Source organism: Telluria sp. PB2R4, from assembly GCF_059685695.1.
In genome coordinates this window covers 31204-51791 of record NZ_JCASIC010000013.1, presented here as the reverse complement: position 1 = coordinate 51791, position 20588 = coordinate 31204, and the positions used below count along the sequence as shown (strand labels likewise).

The 20588-nt window shown below is 63.7% G+C and carries 23 protein-coding genes; 4 read left to right on the top strand and 19 right to left on the bottom strand.

Annotation, left to right across the window (positions count from 1 at the left end; translation table 11 throughout):
- Positions 1-2: 2 nt before the first annotated feature.
- The 7 genes from AC56LU_RS19480 to AC56LU_RS19450 form a co-directional block, all read right to left on the bottom strand.
- Positions 3-1127, bottom strand: a complete 1125-nt coding sequence (locus AC56LU_RS19480) for an ATP-binding protein (protein WP_497177266.1) — start codon at positions 1125-1127, stop codon at positions 3-5.
- Positions 1128-1246: 119 nt separating this feature from the next.
- The gene (locus AC56LU_RS19475) at positions 1247-2815 is read right to left on the bottom strand and encodes a 2-isopropylmalate synthase (protein ID WP_497177265.1); all 1569 of its coding nucleotides are present in this window, start codon (positions 2813-2815) and stop codon (positions 1247-1249) included.
- A gap of 57 nt (positions 2816-2872) precedes the next feature.
- A complete protein-coding gene (pssA, locus tag AC56LU_RS19470; RefSeq protein WP_497177264.1) occupies positions 2873-3745 on the bottom strand; it encodes a CDP-diacylglycerol--serine O-phosphatidyltransferase in 873 nt (290 codons plus the stop codon).
- Positions 3746-3817: 72 nt separating this feature from the next.
- Positions 3818-4588, bottom strand: coding sequence for an SIMPL domain-containing protein (locus AC56LU_RS19465; RefSeq protein WP_497177263.1), 771 nt, complete (start codon positions 4586-4588; stop codon positions 3818-3820).
- Between the two features lie 162 nt (positions 4589-4750).
- Positions 4751-5767, bottom strand: a complete 1017-nt coding sequence (gene ilvC / locus AC56LU_RS19460) for a ketol-acid reductoisomerase (protein WP_497177262.1) — start codon at positions 5765-5767, stop codon at positions 4751-4753.
- A 99-nt stretch (positions 5768-5866) separates the two neighbouring features.
- Positions 5867-6358 (bottom strand): acetolactate synthase small subunit, encoded by a 492-nt coding sequence (gene ilvN / locus AC56LU_RS19455; RefSeq protein WP_050406919.1) that lies wholly within the window; start codon positions 6356-6358, stop codon positions 5867-5869.
- Positions 6358-8100, bottom strand: coding sequence for an acetolactate synthase 3 catalytic subunit (locus tag AC56LU_RS19450; RefSeq protein WP_497177261.1), 1743 nt, complete (start codon positions 8098-8100; stop codon positions 6358-6360). Before AC56LU_RS19450 ends, ilvN begins: the two co-directional genes overlap by 1 nt.
- A 545-nt stretch (positions 8101-8645) precedes the next feature.
- On the opposite strand from AC56LU_RS19450, the gene AC56LU_RS19445 reads away from it, so the two are divergent.
- From AC56LU_RS19445 to AC56LU_RS19430, 4 genes are read left to right on the top strand one after another with little or no spacing between them, the layout of a single operon-like run.
- Positions 8646-9215 carry an RNA polymerase sigma factor gene (locus AC56LU_RS19445; RefSeq protein ID WP_497177260.1) on the top strand — a complete coding sequence of 190 codons (570 nt, stop codon included), beginning with the start codon at positions 8646-8648 and terminating at the stop codon, positions 9213-9215.
- On the top strand, positions 9212-9610 hold the full coding sequence (locus AC56LU_RS19440) for a DUF3619 family protein (protein ID WP_497177259.1): 399 nt from the start codon (positions 9212-9214) through the stop codon (positions 9608-9610). The genes AC56LU_RS19445 and AC56LU_RS19440 overlap by 4 nt, the downstream gene beginning before the upstream one ends.
- A complete protein-coding gene (locus tag AC56LU_RS19435) occupies positions 9607-10386 on the top strand; it encodes a DUF3106 domain-containing protein (protein WP_497177258.1) in 780 nt (259 codons plus the stop codon). The genes AC56LU_RS19440 and AC56LU_RS19435 overlap by 4 nt, the downstream gene beginning before the upstream one ends.
- Complete coding sequence (locus tag AC56LU_RS19430; protein WP_497177257.1) at positions 10373-10894, top strand: RDD family protein; 522 nt, start codon at positions 10373-10375, stop codon at positions 10892-10894. The genes AC56LU_RS19435 and AC56LU_RS19430 overlap by 14 nt, the downstream gene beginning before the upstream one ends.
- Positions 10895-11064: 170 nt before the next feature.
- Here the strand turns inward: AC56LU_RS19430 and AC56LU_RS19425 are convergent, their stop codons facing one another.
- The 12 genes from AC56LU_RS19425 to AC56LU_RS19370 form a co-directional block, all read right to left on the bottom strand.
- On the bottom strand, positions 11065-11820 hold the full coding sequence (locus AC56LU_RS19425) for an rRNA pseudouridine synthase (RefSeq protein ID WP_497177256.1): 756 nt from the start codon (positions 11818-11820) through the stop codon (positions 11065-11067).
- Complete coding sequence (ltaE, locus tag AC56LU_RS19420; RefSeq protein WP_497177255.1) at positions 11817-12851, bottom strand: low-specificity L-threonine aldolase; 1035 nt, start codon at positions 12849-12851, stop codon at positions 11817-11819. Before ltaE ends, AC56LU_RS19425 begins: the two co-directional genes overlap by 4 nt.
- A gap of 7 nt (positions 12852-12858) precedes the next feature.
- Positions 12859-13737, bottom strand: a complete 879-nt coding sequence (locus AC56LU_RS19415; RefSeq protein ID WP_497177254.1) for a class I SAM-dependent methyltransferase — start codon at positions 13735-13737, stop codon at positions 12859-12861.
- Positions 13724-13918 (bottom strand): Fe-S cluster assembly protein IscX, encoded by a 195-nt coding sequence (gene iscX / locus AC56LU_RS19410; RefSeq protein ID WP_497177253.1) that lies wholly within the window; start codon positions 13916-13918, stop codon positions 13724-13726. The genes AC56LU_RS19415 and iscX overlap by 14 nt, the downstream gene beginning before the upstream one ends.
- Positions 13919-13932: 14 nt before the next feature.
- Positions 13933-14274, bottom strand: coding sequence for an ISC system 2Fe-2S type ferredoxin (gene fdx / locus AC56LU_RS19405; RefSeq protein ID WP_497177252.1), 342 nt, complete (start codon positions 14272-14274; stop codon positions 13933-13935).
- Between the two features lie 154 nt (positions 14275-14428).
- Entirely contained in the window at positions 14429-16318 is a 1890-nt protein-coding gene (gene hscA / locus AC56LU_RS19400; protein WP_497177251.1) for a Fe-S protein assembly chaperone HscA, read from the bottom strand.
- Positions 16319-16464: 146 nt separating this feature from the next.
- Positions 16465-16983 (bottom strand): Fe-S protein assembly co-chaperone HscB, encoded by a 519-nt coding sequence (hscB, locus tag AC56LU_RS19395; RefSeq protein ID WP_497177250.1) that lies wholly within the window; start codon positions 16981-16983, stop codon positions 16465-16467.
- 2 nt (positions 16984-16985) lie between these two features.
- Complete coding sequence (gene iscA / locus AC56LU_RS19390) at positions 16986-17309, bottom strand: iron-sulfur cluster assembly protein IscA (RefSeq protein ID WP_497177249.1); 324 nt, start codon at positions 17307-17309, stop codon at positions 16986-16988.
- A 28-nt stretch (positions 17310-17337) separates the two neighbouring features.
- Complete coding sequence (gene iscU / locus AC56LU_RS19385) at positions 17338-17727, bottom strand: Fe-S cluster assembly scaffold IscU (protein WP_497130450.1); 390 nt, start codon at positions 17725-17727, stop codon at positions 17338-17340.
- 30 nt (positions 17728-17757) lie between these two features.
- Complete coding sequence (locus AC56LU_RS19380) at positions 17758-19014, bottom strand: IscS subfamily cysteine desulfurase (protein ID WP_497177248.1); 1257 nt, start codon at positions 19012-19014, stop codon at positions 17758-17760.
- Positions 19015-19038: 24 nt separating this feature from the next.
- Positions 19039-19515 (bottom strand): Fe-S cluster assembly transcriptional regulator IscR, encoded by a 477-nt coding sequence (iscR, locus tag AC56LU_RS19375; RefSeq protein WP_497177247.1) that lies wholly within the window; start codon positions 19513-19515, stop codon positions 19039-19041.
- Between the two features lie 200 nt (positions 19516-19715).
- Positions 19716-20486, bottom strand: a complete 771-nt coding sequence (locus tag AC56LU_RS19370; RefSeq protein WP_497177246.1) for a uracil-DNA glycosylase family protein — start codon at positions 20484-20486, stop codon at positions 19716-19718.
- Positions 20487-20588 lie beyond the last annotated feature (102 nt).

Below are 20588 nucleotides of genomic sequence, written 5' to 3'. Positions count from 1 at the left end.
TGCTATTGCCGGGGCACTTCTACCGTGAACACGGTGCCCTCGACTGCACTCGAACGTACATGGATCTCCCCGCCATGTGCCACTGCTATTTGCTTGGCGATGAACAGTCCCAGTCCGAGACTGCTTCGCGGCCGCACATCGCCCTCGTGTTGTGGTAGCTGCACAAGTGAGCTGAAGAGCGTTGGCAATACATTTGCAGGAATTTCCGGACCTTCATTTCGTACACTGATCACGACCCGCTCTGCCTCACCAAGGATCTCGACGTCGATGGGCTTTCCGGGTGTGCCGTACTGGGCTGCATTGTTGGCCAGGTTCGTCAGCATTTGCTGCAATCGAGCCTGGTCGAAATGTCCAATCAGCTCACCGAGCGCATGCAACCTGAACTCGGCCCGAGGGTGCGAGGCGCTGGCGTCCTCCAGCGCCCACTGGCACATCTCCAGCAGATCACAGGGCTTGCGCTGAATCTGGATCCCATCACCCAACTGCGTACGCGCGAGCCCCAGGAGATCATTGACCATGCCGTTCATGCTGGCTGCGCTGCGCTTGATACGCACCCCGATCTGGCTGACCCGATCGTCGAATGCACCAGGTCGCGAAAGATAAATGCCCGCCGTCATGGTGGCGGCGAGCGGGCTGCGTAGATCATGTCCCAATATCGCGATGAACATATCACGCGTTTCATTCAGCCTGTCCGAATATGCCACCGCCGCCTCGGCAAGGGACTGGTCGATTGCTTCGTTGAAGCGTGTGATGTCGTGCACACTGCCTGGCGGCGTGCCGCCACATTCTTCTTGCCAAAGCTTGAGCACGCTTGCGCGCAAGGCCCTGTACTCGGCAATGAGCTGAAGCAAGGTGAACCCGCTCGCATAACGCAATCTCCCGTGCGTCGAGGAAGCACTATCATTGCGTGCGCGGTGCGAATCCAGCCCCCGGGACTTCGATTGCTTTTCCTGGTCGCTCTCGGCGGTTTGGATATCCTTGGCAACGAACTCGAGGATCTGCCTGGCATGGTCACGCAGTTCCTCGCTGGACATCTTGTCGGCAGCCGCTCCAAACGTTGCAGCGAACGCTTCCCATTCAACGAGAATGCGCTCCATGTTGTCCGAAATAAACTGTGCAATATTCATAGCGAAGTGTGCCGTGTATCCAGGTAAACCCGCACGGCAGCGGCTGCCGGCTCGGTAGGAGGAAGAATACAACATGGCACCGAATTGCCGATTTCGCCAGGACAGCGGAAAAAGCGTCCTTAAACGCCCTGCGGATTCACGCGTTCCACCTTCGAATGCAGCTTGTTCAGCCCGGACAGATACGCCTTGGCCGACGCCACGATGATGTCCGGATCGGCCCCGACGCCATTGACGATGCGCCCCGAATGCGACAGGCGGATCGTGACTTCACCCTGCGAAGCGGGCCCGTTGCTGATCGCATTGATCGAAAACAGCACCTGCTCCGCCCCGCTCTTGACCACGCTCTCGATCGCCGTAATCACCGCATCCACCGGCCCATCGCCCGAGGACTCGGCCGACACTTCCCTGTCCTCCACCGAGAACACGACCCGTGCATGCGGCAGCTCGCCGGTCTCCGAGCGCTGTGCCAGCGACACCAGGCGGTAGATCTCGCCCGCCTGCTCATGGTCCGCGCTCGATGCCAGCGCCATGATGTCCTCGTCGAAGATCTCGGCCTTGCGGTCGGCCAGCTCCTTGAAGCGCGCGAATGCCGCATTTACCTCGGCCTCGGATTCCAGCGCGATGCCCAGCTCCTGCAGGCGCGACTTGAACGCGTTGCGGCCGGACAGCTTGCCCAGCACGATCTTGTTGGTGGTCCAGCCCACGTCCTCGGCACGCATGATCTCGTAGGTCTCGCGCGCCTTCAAAATGCCGTCCTGGTGAATGCCGGAGGCGTGGGCAAAAGCGTTGGCGCCCACTACCGCCTTGTTCGGCTGCACCGCGAAGCCGGTGATCTGCGAAACCATTTTCGAGGCCGGCACGATCTGGGTGGTGTCGACGCCGACCGTCAGGTTGAAATAGTCGGCGCGCGTGCGCAGCGCCATCACGACTTCTTCCAGCGAGGTGTTGCCGGCCCGTTCGCCCAGGCCGTTGATGGTGCATTCGATCTGGCGCGCGCCGCCGATGGTGACGCCGGCCAGCGAATTGGCCACCGCCAGGCCCAGGTCGTTATGGCAGTGCACCGACCAGATGGCCTTGTCGGAATTGGGCACGCGCTCGCGCAGGCGCAGGATGCGCCGGCCGAATTCCTCGGGCACGGCGTAACCCACGGTGTCGGGAAAGTTGATGGTGGTGGCGCCTTCCGCGATCACCGCTTCCAGCACCCGGCATAAAAAGTCTTCTTCCGAACGGCTGCCGTCCTCGGGCGAGAACTCGATGTCGTCGGTGTGATTGCGGGCGTAGCGGATGGCGAGTCTGGCCTGCTCCAGCACCTGCTCCGGCTCCATGCGCAGTTTCACCTGCATGTGCAGCGGCGAGGTGGCGATGAAGGTGTGGATGCGCTTGCGCGCGGCAGGCGCCAGCGCTTCGGCGGCGCGGGCGATGTCGCGGTCGTTGGCGCGCGACAGCGAGCAGATGGTGGACTCGCGCACCGCGGCCGAGATGGCGCGGATCGCTTCGAAGTCACCCGGCGATGCCGCGGCGAAGCCGGCTTCGATGACGTCCACCCGCAGGCGCTCGAGCTGGCGCGCGATGCGCACCTTCTCGTCCCTGGTCATCGAGGCGCCGGGCGATTGCTCGCCGTCGCGCAGGGTGGTGTCGAAAATGATCAGGCGCGAAGTATCTGGCAAGACAGCAGGCAGGTCAGGCATTGCAGGCTCCATAAGCTAAAAAGTTTAGCGGCGCCCTGCCCGACCCGAAGGTCCGCGCTAGCGGCGCACGCTGTCGTCCGGCTCGTCGTCGTCGAGCGGGATGATGCTCACCGGCTTGCCCTTGGCTGCGCGCCAGGCAAACACGGCATATCCCGACAAGCCGTAAATCACAAAAATCGGCCACAGCACTTTCGGTGGGTCGATCGCCAGCAGCGCCAGGGCCAGGGCAATCAGGAACACCACGATGAACGGCACCGACTTGCGGAAGTTCACGTCCTTGAAGCTGTAAAACGGTACGTTCGACACCATCGTCAGGCCGGCGAACACCGCCAAGCCCCAGCTCACCCAGTCCACCTGGCGCGAGCTGACGTTGATGTCCGGGTCGGTCATCATCATGATGAAGCCGACGATCAGCGCCGCTGCCGCCGGGCTCGGCAAACCCTGGAAGAAGCGCTTGTCCACCACCTCGATGTTGGTGTTGAAGCGCGCCAGCCGCAGCGCCGCCCCGGCGCAATAGATGAAGGCGGCGATCCAGCCCAGCTTGCCCAGGCCGCGCAGCGACCATTCATAGATCACCAGCGCCGGCGCCGCGCCGAAGGACACCATGTCCGACAGCGAGTCGTACTGCGCGCCGAACTCCGACTGGGTGTTGGTCAGTCGTGCGATCCGCCCATCCAATCCATCCAGGATCATCGCGATGAACACCGCCCAGCACGCATGCTCGAAGCGCTGGTTCATCGCCATGACGATCGCGTAGAAGCCGCAGAACAGCGCGCCGGTGGTGAACGCGTTCGGCAGCAGGTAGATGCCGCGGCCGCGCTCGCCCTGGACACGGTCATCCGCCCGGCGCCCGAAGCGCTTTTTCAGTCGCGAGAAACGTGGCGGTTTTGGCCCTGCTCCAGGTGGTCGGCGTCGTGGAAATGTTGGCATAAGGATCCGTATTCAAGTAATGCTGTTCCCAGCATTATAGAGGCGGGAACCCATGTTAGCGAATGGCTATGTTTACTTGAATCGCACCTTGCCTACCAGACGCATCTGGAGCGTGGTTTCTCCCGGTTCAAAGCTCGGTTCCGGCATCGCGTCGGACGCTTCCTTCATCGCACGGGCCTGCATCATCATTGGCGCACCCGCGGCCTGTCCGTCGCCCGCGTAATTACCCGATCCTTCGAAATCGACCGTATCGAGCACCGCATCCAGCGGCTTGCGTCCCATCGCGTTGGCGATCGAGACGATGCGCTCGTTCAGGTTGCGGTAGGTCGCGGCGATGCGCTGGTCGTCGAGACGCTTTTCCAGTTCCGGGCTCAGGCCGAAGTTCACGTTGTTGATCTGCAGAACTTTTTGCGCTGCGGCGGCGGTCTTCGGCAGGTCTGCCAGGTTGGTGGTCTTCACCTCCAGGTACTGGCCGACGCGCCAGGCAACCGGCACCGGCTTCACCGGGGTGCGCACCGCGGGTTGCGGCATGGGCGGCACCTCGGGGTACACCGGATAGGTGTAGTAACCCATCGTCTTGAGCTCGGCCTTCGGATCGGCGCGGCGCACGATCTCGGTTCCCTCCTTCATCTTGCGGTTCACGCGTGCCGCAGCGGCGTTCTTGTCCTTGTCGTGCTCCTCAACCGCAAAGGTGACGGTGGCCTGGTCGTTGGCATGCTTCACTTCGCCGAAGGCCGGGACCACGACCAGGGTGCCCGTGGTCGATGGTGCAGTCACGGTCTGGGCCTGGGCCTGGCATGCCAGCATCAGGGCTGCGACAGCGAGCGATTTCGAAAGTTTCATTGTTGTTCTCCAGTAGTTGCGACGGATGTCCGCGTCACTTATACGATACTGGCTTCACAACTTCCTTCGTAGATTTGTAATGAACCGTTGCAACTGTCTTTAATTGTATGGTGGGCGGGTGATCTCGGACGATGCCCGAGATCACCCGCCCACCGTACGACATCAGTTCTTCGACTGGTCGACCAGCTTGTTCTTCGCAATCCACGGCATCATCGCGCGCAGCTTCGCGCCGACTTCCTCGATCGGATGCTCGGCGGTCAGGCGGCGGCGCGAGATCAGGGTCGGGGCGCCGGCCTTGTTCTCGAGGATGAAGCTCTTCGCGTACTCGCCGGTCTGGATGTCCTTCAGGCACTGGCGCATCGCATCCTTGGTGGCCGAGGTGACGACTTTCGGGCCGGTGACGTACTCGCCGTATTCCGCGTTGTTCGAGATCGAGTAGTTCATGTTGGCGATGCCGCCTTCGTAGATCAGGTCGACGATCAGCTTGAGTTCGTGCAGGCACTCGAAGTACGCCATTTCCGGCGCGTAGCCCGCTTCGGTCAGGGTTTCGAAGCCGGCCTTGATCAGCTCGACGGCGCCGCCGCAGAGCACGGCCTGCTCGCCGAACAGGTCGGTCTCGGTCTCTTCGCGGAAGTTGGTCTCGATGATGCCGGCGCGGCCGCCGCCATTGGCCATCGAATACGACAGCGCGATGTCGCGTGCCGAACCCGACTTGTCCTGGTAGACGGCGATCAGGTGCGGCACGCCGCCACCCTGGGTGTAGGTACCGCGCACGGTGTGGCCCGGGGCCTTCGGTGCGACCATGATCACGTCGAGGTCGGCGCGCGGCACGACCTGGCCGTAATGCACGTTGAAGCCGTGGGCGAAGGCCAGCACGGCGCCCTGCTTGGCGTTCGGCTCGACGTTCTCCTTGTAGACCTGGGCGATGTTCTCGTCCGGCAGCAGGATCATGATGACGTCGGCGTTCTTGACCGCTTCATCGACTTCGGCGACCTTCAGGCCGGCCGCTTCGACCTTGTTCCACGAGGCGCCGCCGCGGCGCAGGCCGACGGTGACGTTGACGCCGGATTCACTCAGGTTCTGGGCGTGGGCGTGGCCTTGCGAGCCGTAGCCGATGATGGCGACGTTCTTGCCTTTGATGAGGGAGAGGTCGCAGTCTTTGTCGTAGAAAACTTTCATGGTCATTCCTTTAAATTTTAATTGTGTGGGTAGGCAGGCGTCAGTTGAACGCGTGGGCGGGGGACCCGCCCACCCTACGGGTATTCGATATCGTCGTAGTCAAACCTTGAGGATGCGTTCGCCGCGGCCGATGCCCGAGCCGCCGGTACGGACGGTCTCCAGGATCGACGTGCGGTCGATGGCGTCGATGAAGGCATCGAGCTTGCTCTTGGCGCCGGTCAGCTCGATCGTGTAGGTCTTCTCGGTCACGTCGATGATGCGGCCGCGGAAGATGTCGGCGGTGCGCTTCATCTCTTCGCGCTCCTTGCCGACCGCCCGCACCTTGATGAGCATGAGCTCGCGCTCGATGTGCTGGCCTTCGGTGAGATCGACCACCTTCACCACTTCGATCAGGCGGTTCAGGTGCTTGGTGATCTGCTCGATGATGTCGTCCGAGCCGCTGGTGACGATCGTCATGCGCGACAGGGTCGCGTCTTCGGTCGGCGCCACGGTTAGGGTTTCGATGTTGTAGCCACGTGCCGAGAACAGTCCGACCACGCGCGACAGCGCGCCGGCTTCGTTCTCGAGGAGGACGGAAATGATGTGTCGCATTACAGGTCCTCCGAGCCGAGCAGCATTTCGTTCAGGCCCTTGCCGGCCTTGACCATAGGCCAGACGTTCTCGCTCTGGTCGGTGATGAAGTTCATGAACACCAGGCGGTCCTTCATGGCGAAGGCCTCGACCAGCGAACCCTCGACGTCACCCGGCTTCTCGATGCGCATGCCCACGTGGCCGTAGGCCTCGGCCAGCTTTTCGAAATCGGGTAAAGAGTCCATATAGGACTCGGAATAGCGCGAGCCGTAGTCGATCTGCTGCCACTGGCGGACCATGCCGAGGAAGCGGTTGTTCAGCAGGATGATCTTCGGCGTCAGGTGGTATTGCTTGCAGGTCGCGAGCTCCTGGATGCACATCTGGATCGAGCCTTCGCCGGTGACGCAGGCGACCGTCGCATCCGGGTTCGCCATCTGCACGCCCATCGCGTACGGCAGGCCGACGCCCATGGTGCCCAGGCCGCCCGAGTTGATCCAGCGGCGCGGCTTGTCGAAGCCGTAGTACTGCGCGGCCCACATCTGGTGCTGGCCGACGTCCGAGGTGATGAAGGCGTCGCCCTTGGTCACCTTGTGCAGCTGCTCGATGACCGACTGCGGCTTGATCAGCTCGCTCGACGATGCATAGGCCAGGCAGTCCTTGCCGCGCCATTCGGCGATCTGCTTCCACCAGGCCTGCAGCGCATGGGTGTTGGTCGAGGCCGTGGACGCGTCCAGCTGCGACAGCAGTTCGACCAGCACGTCCTTGACGTTGCCGACGATCGGGATGTCGACCTTGACCCGCTTCGAGATCGACGAGGGGTCGATGTCGATGTGGATGATCTTGCGCGGGTTGCTGGCGAAGTGCTTCGGATTGCCGATCACGCGGTCGTCGAAGCGCGCGCCGATGGCGATCAGGACGTCGCAATGCTGCATCGCCATGTTCGCTTCATAGGTGCCGTGCATGCCGGGCATGCCCACGAAATGCGGGCTGGAGGAGCGCGAGGCGCCCAGGCCCATCAGCGTATTGGTCACCGGGAAGCCGGTCTTCTCGACCATGCGGTTCAGTTCATCCGAGGCGTTCGCCAGGATGACGCCGCCGCCCGCGTAGATCATCGGGCGTTCGGCGCCCTGCAGCAGCTGGACCGCCTTGCGGATCTGGCCGGCGTGGCCCTTGTCCACCGGCTTGTACGAACGCATCTCGATCTCGCGAGGGTAGTCGTACGCACACTTGTGCATGCTGATGTCCTTCGGGATATCGACCAGCACGGGGCCGGGACGGCCGGTGCGGGCGATAAAGAAGGCTTTCTTGATGGTCGATGCCAGCTCGCGGACATCCTTGACCAGGAAGTTGTGCTTGACCACGGGGCGGGTGATGCCGACGGTGTCGCATTCCTGGAAGGCATCCTGGCCGATCGCATGACTCGGCACCTGGCCGGAAATGACGACCATCGGGATCGAATCCATGTAGGCCGTGGACAGGCCGGTGACGGCATTGGTCACGCCCGGACCGGAGGTCACGAGGGCAACGCCGACGGTGTTGGAGCTGCGCGAATAGGCGTCTGCGGCGTGGACCGCGGCCTGTTCGTGGCGAACGAGGACGTGCTGGAACTTGTCCTGCTTGAAGATGGCGTCGTAGATATAGAGGACTGCCCCGCCGGGATAACCGAAGACGTGCTTGACGCCCTCTTCCGCGAGACAACGCACCACGATTTCAGCGCCCGTGATCGGAGCTGACGACCCGGAGGCCGCTGTTTCGTTACTCATGTACATTCCTTTCAAGACCCAATGGGAGTTTGATCGGATGCCCGTTCCTAACGAAATGCGAAATGCGCAACAGTGCTCATGCTTCCCTTCTCTCTGCGTGCACGTCTGTGTTTCGGGACACCGTAGGGTCCTTACGCACGGGCGCTGGGCGCAACTCGTTCGGCTTGAGTGTCTGTAGCGTTTATACGCATCTCTCGCGCTTGTGGCGCGGGTCGGAGCAAACTGCCTACAAATGAAAGCGCGTCGATCTGGAGATGGCGTGTGGGCCTTGACCAGGTGACTGGGGAGCTTCGGGGGTGCAAAGCATTGGAACACATTACTGCGTTGCACCATTTTGGTCAAGACTTCAATAAAAAAATTAATGGCGGCACCGCGCTGGTGCGCCAAACTGCGTAAAAAACGACTCAACCGGAGGGCAGCGCGGGAAACGCCCGACGACGCTGCTGGCCTGCAACTGAGCGATTTCGATGCGCTGTCTTGGGAATTTTGCTAGGATTCGATAGTTTTCCTTACGGCATTCGCATCAAGCGCCCTTCCAACAACGCATGGCCACAGACAAAGAACTCAACGACTTCCTCGAGAATGTCGAACGGCGCGCGTTCAAGCAGGCGGTCTATGCGGTTCGCAAGGACGAGTCGGCGCTCGACATCGTGCAGGACGCCATGATCAAGCTGGCCGAGAAATACGGCGACAAGCCGGCCGCCGAGCTGCCGATGCTGTTCCAGCGCATCCTGCAGACAACCATCCTCGACTACTTCCGCCGCGAAAAGGTCCGCAATACATGGATCAGCCTCTTCTCGGGCTTCAGCCGGCCGGACGGCGACGACGAGGAATTTGATATACTTTCTTCCTATGAAGCGGAGGCAGGTACGGCGGCGGCGGAGTCAAGCGCCGACCAGTTCGAGCGTGCCCAAACCTTGCGCCTGATCGAGCAGGAAGTAGAAAAGCTCCCTGCGCGTCAACGGGAAGCCTTCCTTATGCGTTACTGGCAGGATATGGACGTGGCCGAGACGGCCGAAGCGATGGGTTGTTCCGAGGGAAGCGTCAAGACGCACTGCTCACGCGCAACCCACGCCCTCGCCGCGGCGCTCAAGGCCAAGGGAATCAAGCTATGAACACCGACGACATCAACCTGGCGTACAAGGTACGCCATGCCCTGAACGAGAACCTCGACGCGCTGCCGGTTTCGACGACCGACCGGCTGGCCGCGGCGCGTGCGCGCGCCATGTCGCGCAAGAAGCCGGGCGCCGCGCCGGTCAAGGCGGGCAAGCGGCCACTGGTCGACATCCACGCCCTCTTCACCGGACCGGCCCTGGCGCGCCTCGCCGTCGCGGTGCCGATGCTGGCGCTGGTCGTCGGCATGGGCGGCGTGTACCAGTACGAACAGCAGCAGCGCCTGGCCGCGATCGCCGAGATCGACGCGGCCGTGCTGGCCGACGAACTGCCGCTGACCGCTTACCTCGACCATGGTTTCAACGCCTATGTGGAGTCGCAACAGCGCCAGCAATGACGAAATCCGCGCCGAAGCCCCGCATCGCCGTTGTTGCAACTGCGGCAGCGGTCTTGATCGCCGGGGCCGCGACCTGGGCGATCTATAACAAGTCCGAATCCACTGCGCCCGCCGCGCCCGGCGCCGGCGCGCCAAGCACCATCGCAGCGGGCGCCAAGCCACCCGCCAAGACCCTCGACAAGCCGCTGTGGCGCGAACTGTCGCGCGCCCAGCAGACCGCCCTCAAGCCCCTGCAGCCCGAATGGAACGGCATGGACGGCATCCGCAAGCGCCGCTGGCTCGAGATGTCCCAGCGTTTCGCCTCGATGAGCCCGGCCGAACAGCAGCGCGTGCACGAGCGCATGCGCCAGTGGATGCGCCTGACCCCGGCCCAGCGCGACCTGGCGCGCGAGAACTACAGCAAGACCCGCAAGCTGGCGCCAGGCCAGAAGGCCGCGACCTGGGAAAGCTACAAGCAGCTGTCCGAAGAAGAAAAGCGCCGGCTGGCGCGATCCGGCGCCAAGCCGCAGGGCGTGCCCTCGCTGCCGCATTCGCCGATCATCGACACGCCGGTCAGCTGCCCGCCGGGCGCCACCCGTCGCGGTACCTCGTGCATCCTGCCGACACAAACAGTGCCTGCCATGGCCGCCAGCCCGGGGACCAGCACAAGCGCGCCGGCCGCGACCACGGCCGCGCCGCCGTCCGCAACACCGGCCGCGGCGCCTTCACCGGCGCCGGCCGCGACACCGGCCGCTCCCTCTTCCGTCGCCACATCCGCACCGAATGCAAGCAACTAACCCTGCACCCGTCCTCACCCCGACCATCCTGCGCCGCGTCACCGTCATGCTGTACGAAGCGCTGCTCCTGTTCTCGGTCGAGATGCTGGCGATCGCCTTCTACATGCTGGTGACGCTGAACAGCCAGCACCCGGTGGCCAAGGAAGGCCTGAAGGCCTGGCTGCTGCTGGTGACGGCCGCCTATTTCATCTGGTGCTGGATCAATACCGGGCACACGCTGGCCATGAAAACCTGGCGCATCAAGGTGGTCAAGCTCGGGTATCACAAGCTGCCGTTCCGGACGGCGGCGCTGCGCTTCCTGCTGGCCTGGGGGTGGTTCCTGCCGGCGCTGCTCGCGTGCTGGGCCTTCGGGCTGCACGGCAAGGGGCAGATTGCGATCGCCTTCCTGATCGGTATCGCCGCATGGGCGATGACGGCGCTGTTCGACAAGGACCGGCAGTTCTTGCATGACCGGCTGGCGGGGACGCGCCTGATCGGGTTGCCGAAGCGGGTGAAGGCGAAGAGCTAACGTAACTTCGCGGGAATGACGTACTGAGGCACGTAGCTTGAAACGACTTCGTAGTCCGCAAGCTTCAGACCGTCATGCAGGCCACTGGCCCCCCATGAGTCCCGGCGACGGCCGAAATGATGCCACTGGCATCATTCCGTCCGATTTTTCTGGCAGAGCGCCAGCAAAGATCAGAACCGCTCATGATCGAGCAAATACCTCCACTGCCCCACCTGCAGGCCCGCCATCGACACGCGCCCGATGCGGATGCGCCGCATCTCGACGATCTCCAGCCCCACCGCGCGGCACATGTGGTCGATCAGCCCGGGACGAGCATCCTTGAGCGCAAAGCGCAGCCGGTGTTCGTTTTGCCAGCTGACCTTCATCGGTGCGATCGGCTTGCCGCTGAACGTCAAGCCATGGTTCAGCAGCGCCAGCCCGCCTTCCCTGATCGTGCCGCTGACGTCGACCACGAATTCCTGCTCCACGCGCGCAGCATCGTCGACCAGCTTGCGCGCCACCCGGAAATCTTGGGTATACACCATCAACCCGCTCGCGTCCGTTTCCAGCGGCGAGCTCAAGCTCAGTTTGTGCAGGTGGCGCTTGAGGAAGCGCGGCTGGCCGTGCCCCTGGGCGTCATGCGCTTCTGCCGTCAGGCAGGCCAGTGCCGGCTCGCCGCGCGCACCGACGCCGGAATTGAAGCCGGCCGGCTTGTGCAGCAGGAAGGTCACCGGCGGCGCCTCCTCGCTCGATGCGCCCGGCAGTACGCGCACGTCCTGCGAAGGCAGGACGCGGCTGGCCGGGTCTTCGATCACCTGGCCGTCGACGCTGATGCCGCCGCCCGCGATATAACGCTCGGCCTCGGCGCGCGAACAGCCCAGTTGCGCGGCGACGCGCTTGGCCAGGCGGATGCCGTCGTCGGTGTTGGTGTCCTGCTTGTCCATCATTGACCGCGCCAATCAGCGAAGAAGGCCTGGAACACCTCGACCGTGCGCGCCACGTCGGCGCTTGATACGTCCAGGTGGGTCACCAGGCGGGTGCGCGGACCGATCGAGGCGCGGATCCGGGCGTGGGCCAGGTACTGGCGCAGCGGCTCGCAGGCGCCCGCCGGGATGTCCAGCCAGAAGATATTGGTCTGCGGAGTACCGACCCTCAAGGCCTCGATCTGCGACAGCCCCTGCGCCAGCGCAGCGGCATGGTCGTGGTCTTCGGCCAGGCGCCCCACGTTGTGCTCGAGCGCGTACTGCGCGGCCGCGGCGATCACGCCGGCCTGGCGCATGCCGCCGCCCAGCATCTTGCGCCAGCGCTTGCCCTGCTCGATGAAGGCCTTGGGGCCCAGCAGCACGGAGCCGACCGGTGCGCCCAGGCCCTTCGACAGGCAGACCGACACGGTGTCGAAACCTTGCACGGCCTCGCGCAGGCTGATGCCCGCCTTGACGGCCGCGTTGCAGACGCGGGCGCCGTCGAGGTGGGTGGCCAGGCCCTTGCTGTGCGCCAGGCTTGTCGCCGCCTTCACGTAATCCTGGGGCAGCACGCGGCCGCCGATGGTGTTTTCCAGCGCCAGCAGGCGGGTGCGCGCGAAATGCATGTCGTCGGGCTTGATGTAGGCCTCGATGTCCGCGAGCGAGATCGAGCCGTCGGCCTGGTTGGCGATCGGCTGCGGCTGGATCGAACCCAGCACCGCGGCGCCGCCGCCTTCGTATTTGTAGGTGTGGGCTTCCTGGCCGACCAGGTATTCGTCGCCTCTAGCGCAGTGGGTCATCAGCGCGATCAGGTTGGTCTGGGTGCCGGATGGGGCGAACATGCCGGCCTCGTAGCCGAACAGGTCGGCGGCATATTCCTGCAGGCGATTGACCGACGGGTCGTCGCCGTAGACGTCGTCGCCCACAACGGCGCCCGCCATGGCGGCGAGCATCGCTTCCGATGGCTGGGTGACGGTGTCGCTGCGCAGGTCGATCCAATTGTTCTTGTCGCTCATCTCGTTCTCAGTCTGCTGTGACAGGGGTGTAGAAGCGTTGCTTCATTTCGTCGAGGCCCAGTTCGGACATCACTTCCTGGAGGCGCTCGGTCGGGCGGCGGCGCGGCAGGTTCTTGTAGGTGGCGACGATGAGCTCATTCTTCATCGAGTGTTCCCAGCCCACCAGTTCGGTGACGGTCACCTGGTAGCCATGGGCTTCCAGCTGCAGGCAGCGCATCACGTTGGTGATCTGGCTGCCGAACTCGCGGGTGTGGATCGGGTGGCGCCAGATCTCGGTCAGCGCGCTGCGGCCCAGGTCCTTGCCCTTGTTCTTGCGCAGCACGGTAGCGACCTCGGCCTGGCAGCACGGCACCAGCACCATGTGCTTCGCTTTTTTCTTGAGCGCGAAGTCGATGGCGTCGTCGGTGGCGGTGTTACAGGCGTGCAGTGCGGTGACGATGTCGATCGTTTCCGGCAGCTTGCTGGACGTGGTCGATTCCGCCACCGACAGCGGCAGGAAGGACATGCCGCCAAAGCCCAGGCGCGCCGCCAGCTCGGTCGACTTGGCTACCAGTTCTTCACGGGTCTCGATGCCGTAGATGTGCGAGCCGTCGCCAAGCCCCTTGAAGAACAGGTCGTAGAGGATGAAGCCGAGGTAGGACTTGCCGGCGCCGTGGTCGACCAGGGACACGCTGCCCTTCTCCTGGAGGACGCTGCTCAGCAGCGGCTCGATGAAGTTGTACAGGTGGTAGACCTGCTTGAGCTTGCGGCGGCTGTCCTGGTTCAGCTTGCCGTCGCGCGTAAGGATGTGCAGCTCCTTGAGCAGCTCGATCGACTGGCCGGGGCGGACTTCCGGCGGCAGTTCTTGTACCGCTGCCTGCTTGGTGGTGTTTTTAACGTGCTTCATCGATCCATGCCGCCTGAATGGCTTCCAGTACGCGTTCGCCGCCGCGGCTGCGGTCGTCGCTGAAGCCATCGAGTTCGATGACCCAGTTGTGAAGGTCGACGAAGCGCACGGTGGTGGGGTCGACCTCCGGATACTTCTCGACCAGGGCCTCGGCGATGCTTGATACGTCAGTCCACTTCATGGCAGACCTCCTGCTCAGTGGTTTTTCTCTGCTGCGTGGTTGATGGTGTACTTCGGGATCTCGACCACCAGGTCTTCCTCGGCCACGATCGCCTGGCACGACAGGCGCGAATTCGGCTCCAGGCCCCAGGCCTTGTCCAGCATGTCTTCTTCTTTTTCTTCCTGCTCGTTCAGCGACGCGAAGCCTTCGCGCACGATCACGTGGCAGGTCGTGCAAGCGCAGACGCGGTCGCAGGCGTGTTCGATCTCGATGTCGTTTTCCAGCAGGACGTCGCAGATCGACTTGCCGGCCGGGGATTCCAGCACGGCGCCGTCGGGGCAGAACACCGGGTGGGGGAGGATGACGATTTGTGGCACTTGATTACCTCGTTATGTATTGTTTATTCGTAGGGTGGGCGGCTTTGCCGCCCACGCGTTCAAACCAAACATGCGTTGCGGCAAAGCCACCGATAGTTGAACGCGTGGGCGTTTGTAATTCCGGGCATTGCCCGAAATTACCCCGCCCACCCTACTAAACTTCGTCCAGCGACTTGCCGGCCAGCGCCTTGCGCACGCTCTTGTCCATGCGGCGTGCCGCGAATTCCTCGGTGCCCTTGGCCAGCGCCTGCACGGCCGCGTGCAGCGCATCCTGGCGCACGCCGGCTTCCAGCGACGTGTCGTTGGAACGGTGGATCGCATCGCGCACGCCGTGCACCAGTTTCGCGGTCTCGTCCTGCTCGGCGTCGCTCAGCAGGTCGGCATCGCTGTCCAGCGCCGACTGCGTCGCCAGCAGGATGCGTTCGGCCTCGACCTGCTCTTCGCGCAGCGCGCGCATCTGCATGTCGCCCTGGGCCGAGCTGTACGAATCCTGCAGCATGCGCGCCACTTCGTCATCGCCCAGGCCGTAGGACGGCTTGACGGTAATCGACGCTTCCACGCCCGAGCGGGTTTCGCGGGCCGACACCGACAGCAGGCCGTCCGCATCGACCTGGTAGGTCACGCGGATACGCGCCGCCCCGGCCGCCATCGGCGGGATGCCGCGCAGTTCGAAGCGCGCCAGCGAGCGGCAGTCGGACACCAGCTCGCGCTCGCCCTGCACCACGTGCACCGCCAGCGCGGTTTGACCATCCTTGAAGGTCGTGAACTCCTGCGCCCGTGCGCACGGAATGGTCGAGTTGCGCGGAATGATCTTCTCGACCAGGCCACCCATGGTCTCGATGCCGAGCGACAGCGGGGTCACGTCGAGCAGCAGCCAGTCGTCGCCTTCGGCGCGGTTACCGGCCAACAGGTTGGCCTGGATGGCGGCGCCCAGCGCCACGACCTTGTCCGGGTCGATGTTCGCGTGCGGGATGGTGTGGAAGAACTCCGACACCGCGCGGCGCACGTGCGGCATGCGGGTGGCGCCGCCGACCATTACGACGCCGTCGACGTCCTCGACGCTCACGTCGGCGTCGCGCATCGCCTTGCGGATCGCGTTCATGGTCTTGCCGACCAGGTGCCTGGTGATCTCGGCGAAGACGTGGGCGGTGATGGTCACCTGCACGATCTCGCCCGATTTCAGGATCGCTTCGACGGTGGTTTCTTCATTAGTCGACAACAGTTCCTTGGCCTGGCGCGCCTTGACCATCAGGGTGGCGGTGTCCTGCTCGGACAGCGGGGCCAGCTTGGCCTGCTCGTTGATCCAGCAGAACAGACGGTGGTCGAAGTCGTCGCCACCCAGGGCCGAATCGCCGCCGGTCGACAGCACCTCGAACACGCCCTTCGAGAGCTTGAGGATCGAGATGTCGAAGGTGCCGCCGCCCAGGTCGTAGACCGCGTAGACGCCTTCCTTGCCGTGGTCGAGGCCATAGGCGATGGCGGCGGCAGTCGGTTCCGACAGCAGGCGCAGCACGTTGATGCCTGCCAGCTGGGCGGCGTCCTTGGTGGCCTGGCGCTGGGCGTCGTCGAAATAGGCCGGCACGGTGATGACGGCGCCGACCAGGTCGTCGCCGAGCGAATCCTCGGCGCGCTGGCGCAGCGTGGCCAGGATCTGGGCCGAGGTCTCGACCGGACTCTTCACGCCGGCGACGGTGTTGATCTGGACCATGCCCGGAGCATCGACGAAGTCGTAGGGCAGGTTCTCGGCGTGGGCGATGTCCTTCAGCCCGCGGCCCATGAAGCGCTTGACCGAGACGACCGTGTTTTTCGGGTCGGTGGTCTGGTGCGCCTGCGCCTTGTGGCCGATGTTGGCATTGCCGTTGGCGAGGTAACGCACGACCGATGGCAGCAGCTGGCGGCCGTCCTCGTCGCTCAGCACTTCCGGGCTGCCGCTGCGGACGGTGGCAACCAGCGAGTTGGTGGTGCCCAGGTCGATGCCGACCGCCAGGCGGTGCTGGTGCGGGGCGGTGGACATGCCGGGTTCGGCGATTTGGAGTAGTGCCATTGTCGTGATACCTGTTTATTGTTCTGTACCGCTTGATGCAGGGTGGGCGGATTCCCCGCCCACGCGTTCAACCAGCACGAGCGTCGCCGCAATGCATGCCATGTCTGGGCGCGCGGGCGGGAGACCCGCCCACCCTACGTATACCTTTAAGCGTCCAACGCCTCGAACGCGTACTGTACTTCTTCCCCGAATTTATCGAGGAACATCATGGACCGCACGCCCTGCGCCGCGCCGTGATAATCGCCCGCGTCGAGCTGCTTGCCGACCTGCTCCAGCATCCCCTTGCGCTCGCGACGCACCTGCGCATCCAGCTCGTCCAGCGCACCGGCATCCCTGGCCGCGCGCGCATCGTCGAGCGCCTCGCGCCATTCCATCTGCTGCATCAGGAAGGCTGCCGGCATCGCGGTGTTCGACTCGGTCTGCAGATCGACGCCGTTGATCTCGCAAAGGTACTGCGCCCGCTTCTGCGGGTTGCGCAGGGTCTGGTATGCCTCGTTGGCGCGCGTCGCCCACTGCATCGCGACGCGTTTTTCGGCGTCGGTGGCGTTCACGAAGCGGTCCGGATGCACGCGGCCCTGCACTTCGCGGTAGGCCGCGTCCAGCGCGTCGCCATCGATGGCGAACGTGGCCGGCAGCTGGAACAGCTCGAAGTGAGTCTGCTTCATCGTCAGATACGGAAGCTTTCGCCGCAGCCGCAGTTGTCCTTGACGTTCGGGTTGTTGAAGCGGAAGCCTTCGTTCAGCCCTTCGCGCGCGAAGTCGAGCTCGGTGCCATCGATGTAGGGCAGGCTTTTCGGGTCGACGAAGACCTTCACGCCGTGCGACTCGAACACGCTGTCTTCGGCGGTCGCATCGTCGACGTACTCGAGCTTGTAAGCCAGGCCGGAGCAGCCGGTGGTGCGCACACCGAAGCGCAAGCCGATGCCCTTGCCCCGGCGTTCGAGGTAACGGTTGACGTGTTTCGCGGCTTTTTCAGTCAGGGTGATTGCCATGAGGCGTGCTCCAATCTGTGAAAACTATTTACGCCTTTGCGGCGTGCTTGCTCTTGTAGTCGGCCACGGCGGCCTTGATCGCGTCTTCCGCCAGGATCGAGCAGTGGATCTTCACCGGCGGCAGCGCCAGTTCCTCGGCGATCTGGGTGTTCTTGATCGACAGCGCTTCGTCCAGCGACTTGCCCTTGACCCACTCGGTCACGAGCGAGCTCGATGCGATGGCCGAACCGCAGCCGTAGGTCTTGAACTTTGCGTCTTCGATCAGGCCCTGATCGTTGACCTTGATCTGCAGCTTCATCACGTCGCCGCAGGCCGGCGCGCCGACCATGCCGGTGCCGATCGCATCGTCGCCCTTGTCGAAGGCGCCGACGTTGCGCGGGTTCTCGTAGTGGTCGAGTACTTTGTCTGAATAAGCCATGGTGTTACTCCTTGAATTCTGAAACTGTAATTAGTGGGCTGCCCACTGGATGGAATTGAGGTCAATTCCCTCTTTGAACATGTCCCACAGCGGCGACAGTTCGCGCAGTTTGCCGACCTTCGACTTCAGCAGCTCGACCGCGAAGTCGATGTCCTGCTCGGTCGTGAAGCGGCCGATGGTGAAACGGATCGAGCTGTGCGCCAGCTCGTCGCTGCGGCCCAGGGCGCGCAGCACGTAGGACGGTTCCAGCGAGGCCGAGGTGCAGGCCGAACCCGAGGACACGGCGAGGCCCTTGATCGCCATGATCAGCGATTCGCCCTCGACATAGTTGAACGAGACGTTGAGGTTGTGCGGCACGCGGTGTTCCATGTCGCCGTTGATGTAGACCTCTTCGATCTCCAGCAGGCCCTTGGCCAGGCGGTCGCGCAGCGCTTTCACGCGCGTCAGTTCCGCATCCATCTCCACTTTCGCGAGTCGGAAGGCTTCGCCCATGCCGACGATCTGGTGGGTCGGCAGCGTGCCCGAACGCAGGCCGCGCTCGTGGCCGCCGCCGTGCATCTGCGCTTCCAGGCGCACGCGCGGCTTGCGGCGCACGTACAGGGCGCCGACGCCTTTCGGGCCGTAGGTCTTGTGCGCGGTGAAGGTCATCAGGTCGCACTTGGTCTTTTCCAGGTCGATCTCGACCTTGCCGGTCGCCTGCGCGGCGTCGCAATGGAAGATGATGCCCTTCGAGCGGCACAGCGCACCGATCTCGTCGATCGGCTGGATCACGCCGATCTCGTTATTGACCAGCATGACCGAGACCAGGATGGTGTCCGGACGGATCGCCGCTTCGAGCTGCGCGACGGTGATCAGGCCGTTGTCCTGCGGCTCGAGGTAGGTCGCCTCGAAACCCTGGCGTTCCAGCTCGCGCACGGTGTCCAGCACCGCCTTGTGCTCGGTCTTGACCGTGATGATGTGCTTGCCCTTGGTCTTGTAGAACTGGGCGGCGCCCTTCAGGGCCAGGTTGTTCGACTCGGTCGCGCCGGAGGTCCAGATGATCTCGCGCGGATCGGCGCCGACCAGGGCCGCCACGTGGCCGCGCGCTTCCTCGACCGCCGCCTCGGCGCTCCAGCCGTACATGTGGCTGCGCGATGCCGGATTGCCGAACTGCTCGCGCAGGAAGGGAATCATCTTGTCGGCCACGCGAGGATCGATCGGCGTGGTCGCCGAGTAATCCATGTAGATCGGGAAATGCGGCGCAGTCACGAAGCTCTGCTCGGTTTGTTTGTCCAAAGGCGCGTTCATCAGTTCACTCCGGTTTCAGTTTGCTCAGTTTTGTACTGCAGCGGCGGTGGGTCGGTGCACCACCACGACGTTTTGTTCTTTCTGCTTCTGCTGGTCGACCAGGTCTTGCAGCGAGACCGAATCGAGGTAGTCGACCATCTTGGCGTTCAGCGTGGTCCACAGTTCGTGGGTCATGCAACGGGTGCCGGAAGCAGCGTCGGCGCCGTGACAGTTTTCTTTGCCGCCACACTGGGTGGCATCGAGCGGTTCGTCGACCGCGATAATGATGTCGGCCACCGTCACCTTGTCGGCAGACCGGGCCAGGCTGTAGCCGCCGCCGGGGCCGCGGATCGACTCGACGATCTCGTGGCGGCGCAGCTTGCCGAACAACTGCTCCAGGTAGGACAGCGAAATGGCCTGGCGCTGGCTGATGCCCGACAGCGTGACCGGACCATTCCCCTGACGCAGGGCGAGGTCGATCATCGCGGTAACAGCAAAACGGCCTTTGGTGGTCAGACGCATCACAACCCCGTTTAATGTTAGAATATTGCTCTTATTCAATCCCTCGGTGCAGCGCAACAATCAAATCTCTTGAGAGATGCTGCAGAATAACCCGAGTAGTTGAATGATTTAGTCAAGTATAGCAAATCTGGACCGGCTTGTCTTCGCAGCCCCCAAAAGCGTAGGGTGGGCAAGTCCCTTGCCCACGCGTCCAAGCAGCCTTAGCGCAAGCGCAACAATTCCATCGGCCCAAACAGCGCCTGCATCTCCTCGTGCCGGATGAAAGACAGGTTGTACGGATGCTCGGCAAGCACCTGCGGCAGGCGCCCGGTCTCCGGCAATTTCCTCAACTGCTCCGCAATCTTCCCCCACAGCACCAGCGTCGGCGGCTGCGCTCGGCTTGCCAAAGCGGCAAGCACTGTCTGCAGGAAGGGAAGCCAGGCGCGTGCATCGATCGCCGGCGGCACATGCTTGCGAAACACCAGTGCCGCGTTCAGCAGCAAAAAGCCATGGCCCAGCAAATTGTCCTGCAGCTGGGCCAGGGTCTGGATCGAACCGTCCGTCCGCGCACGCTCGGCGACCGGCGCCATGGCGCTGCCGCCGGTAGCATCCGCATCCAGCCGGCCATTCGCCACCAGCAGCATCTTCATGAAGTTGCGCAGCGAGGTCGCACGGTTGACCGGCTTCGACAATCCCGTCTCCGACCACAGTTCTCCCACCGCCCCGTCCATGAAGCACACGCCGGTCGCACTCTCGGCGCGCGGGTAGGGTCCCTCCCCCACCAGCACGTAGCGAACCTTGTCCAGAGGCTGGGCAAAGGCGGCGAATATCCGCCCCCCGGTCGGCAGGTAGTCGTCGACGGCGAGGGCCGGCAGATAGGCCGGATCGGCGGCGGCAAGCGCCTGCAGTCCGGCTTCGAGGATGGGATGCCACGAGGCGTCGGCGCGGTCGAGGGCGGCAAGGAGCTGGGCGGGAATCGGGAGCGTGGACATGGTGAATCGGGAAGGCGCAGGGAGGCGCGATTGTAGCCCATGACCGGGCGCACTCCCACGGTCAATCCGGCGTCCGCTTTTGCCGTTTCAAGGCATGATTGC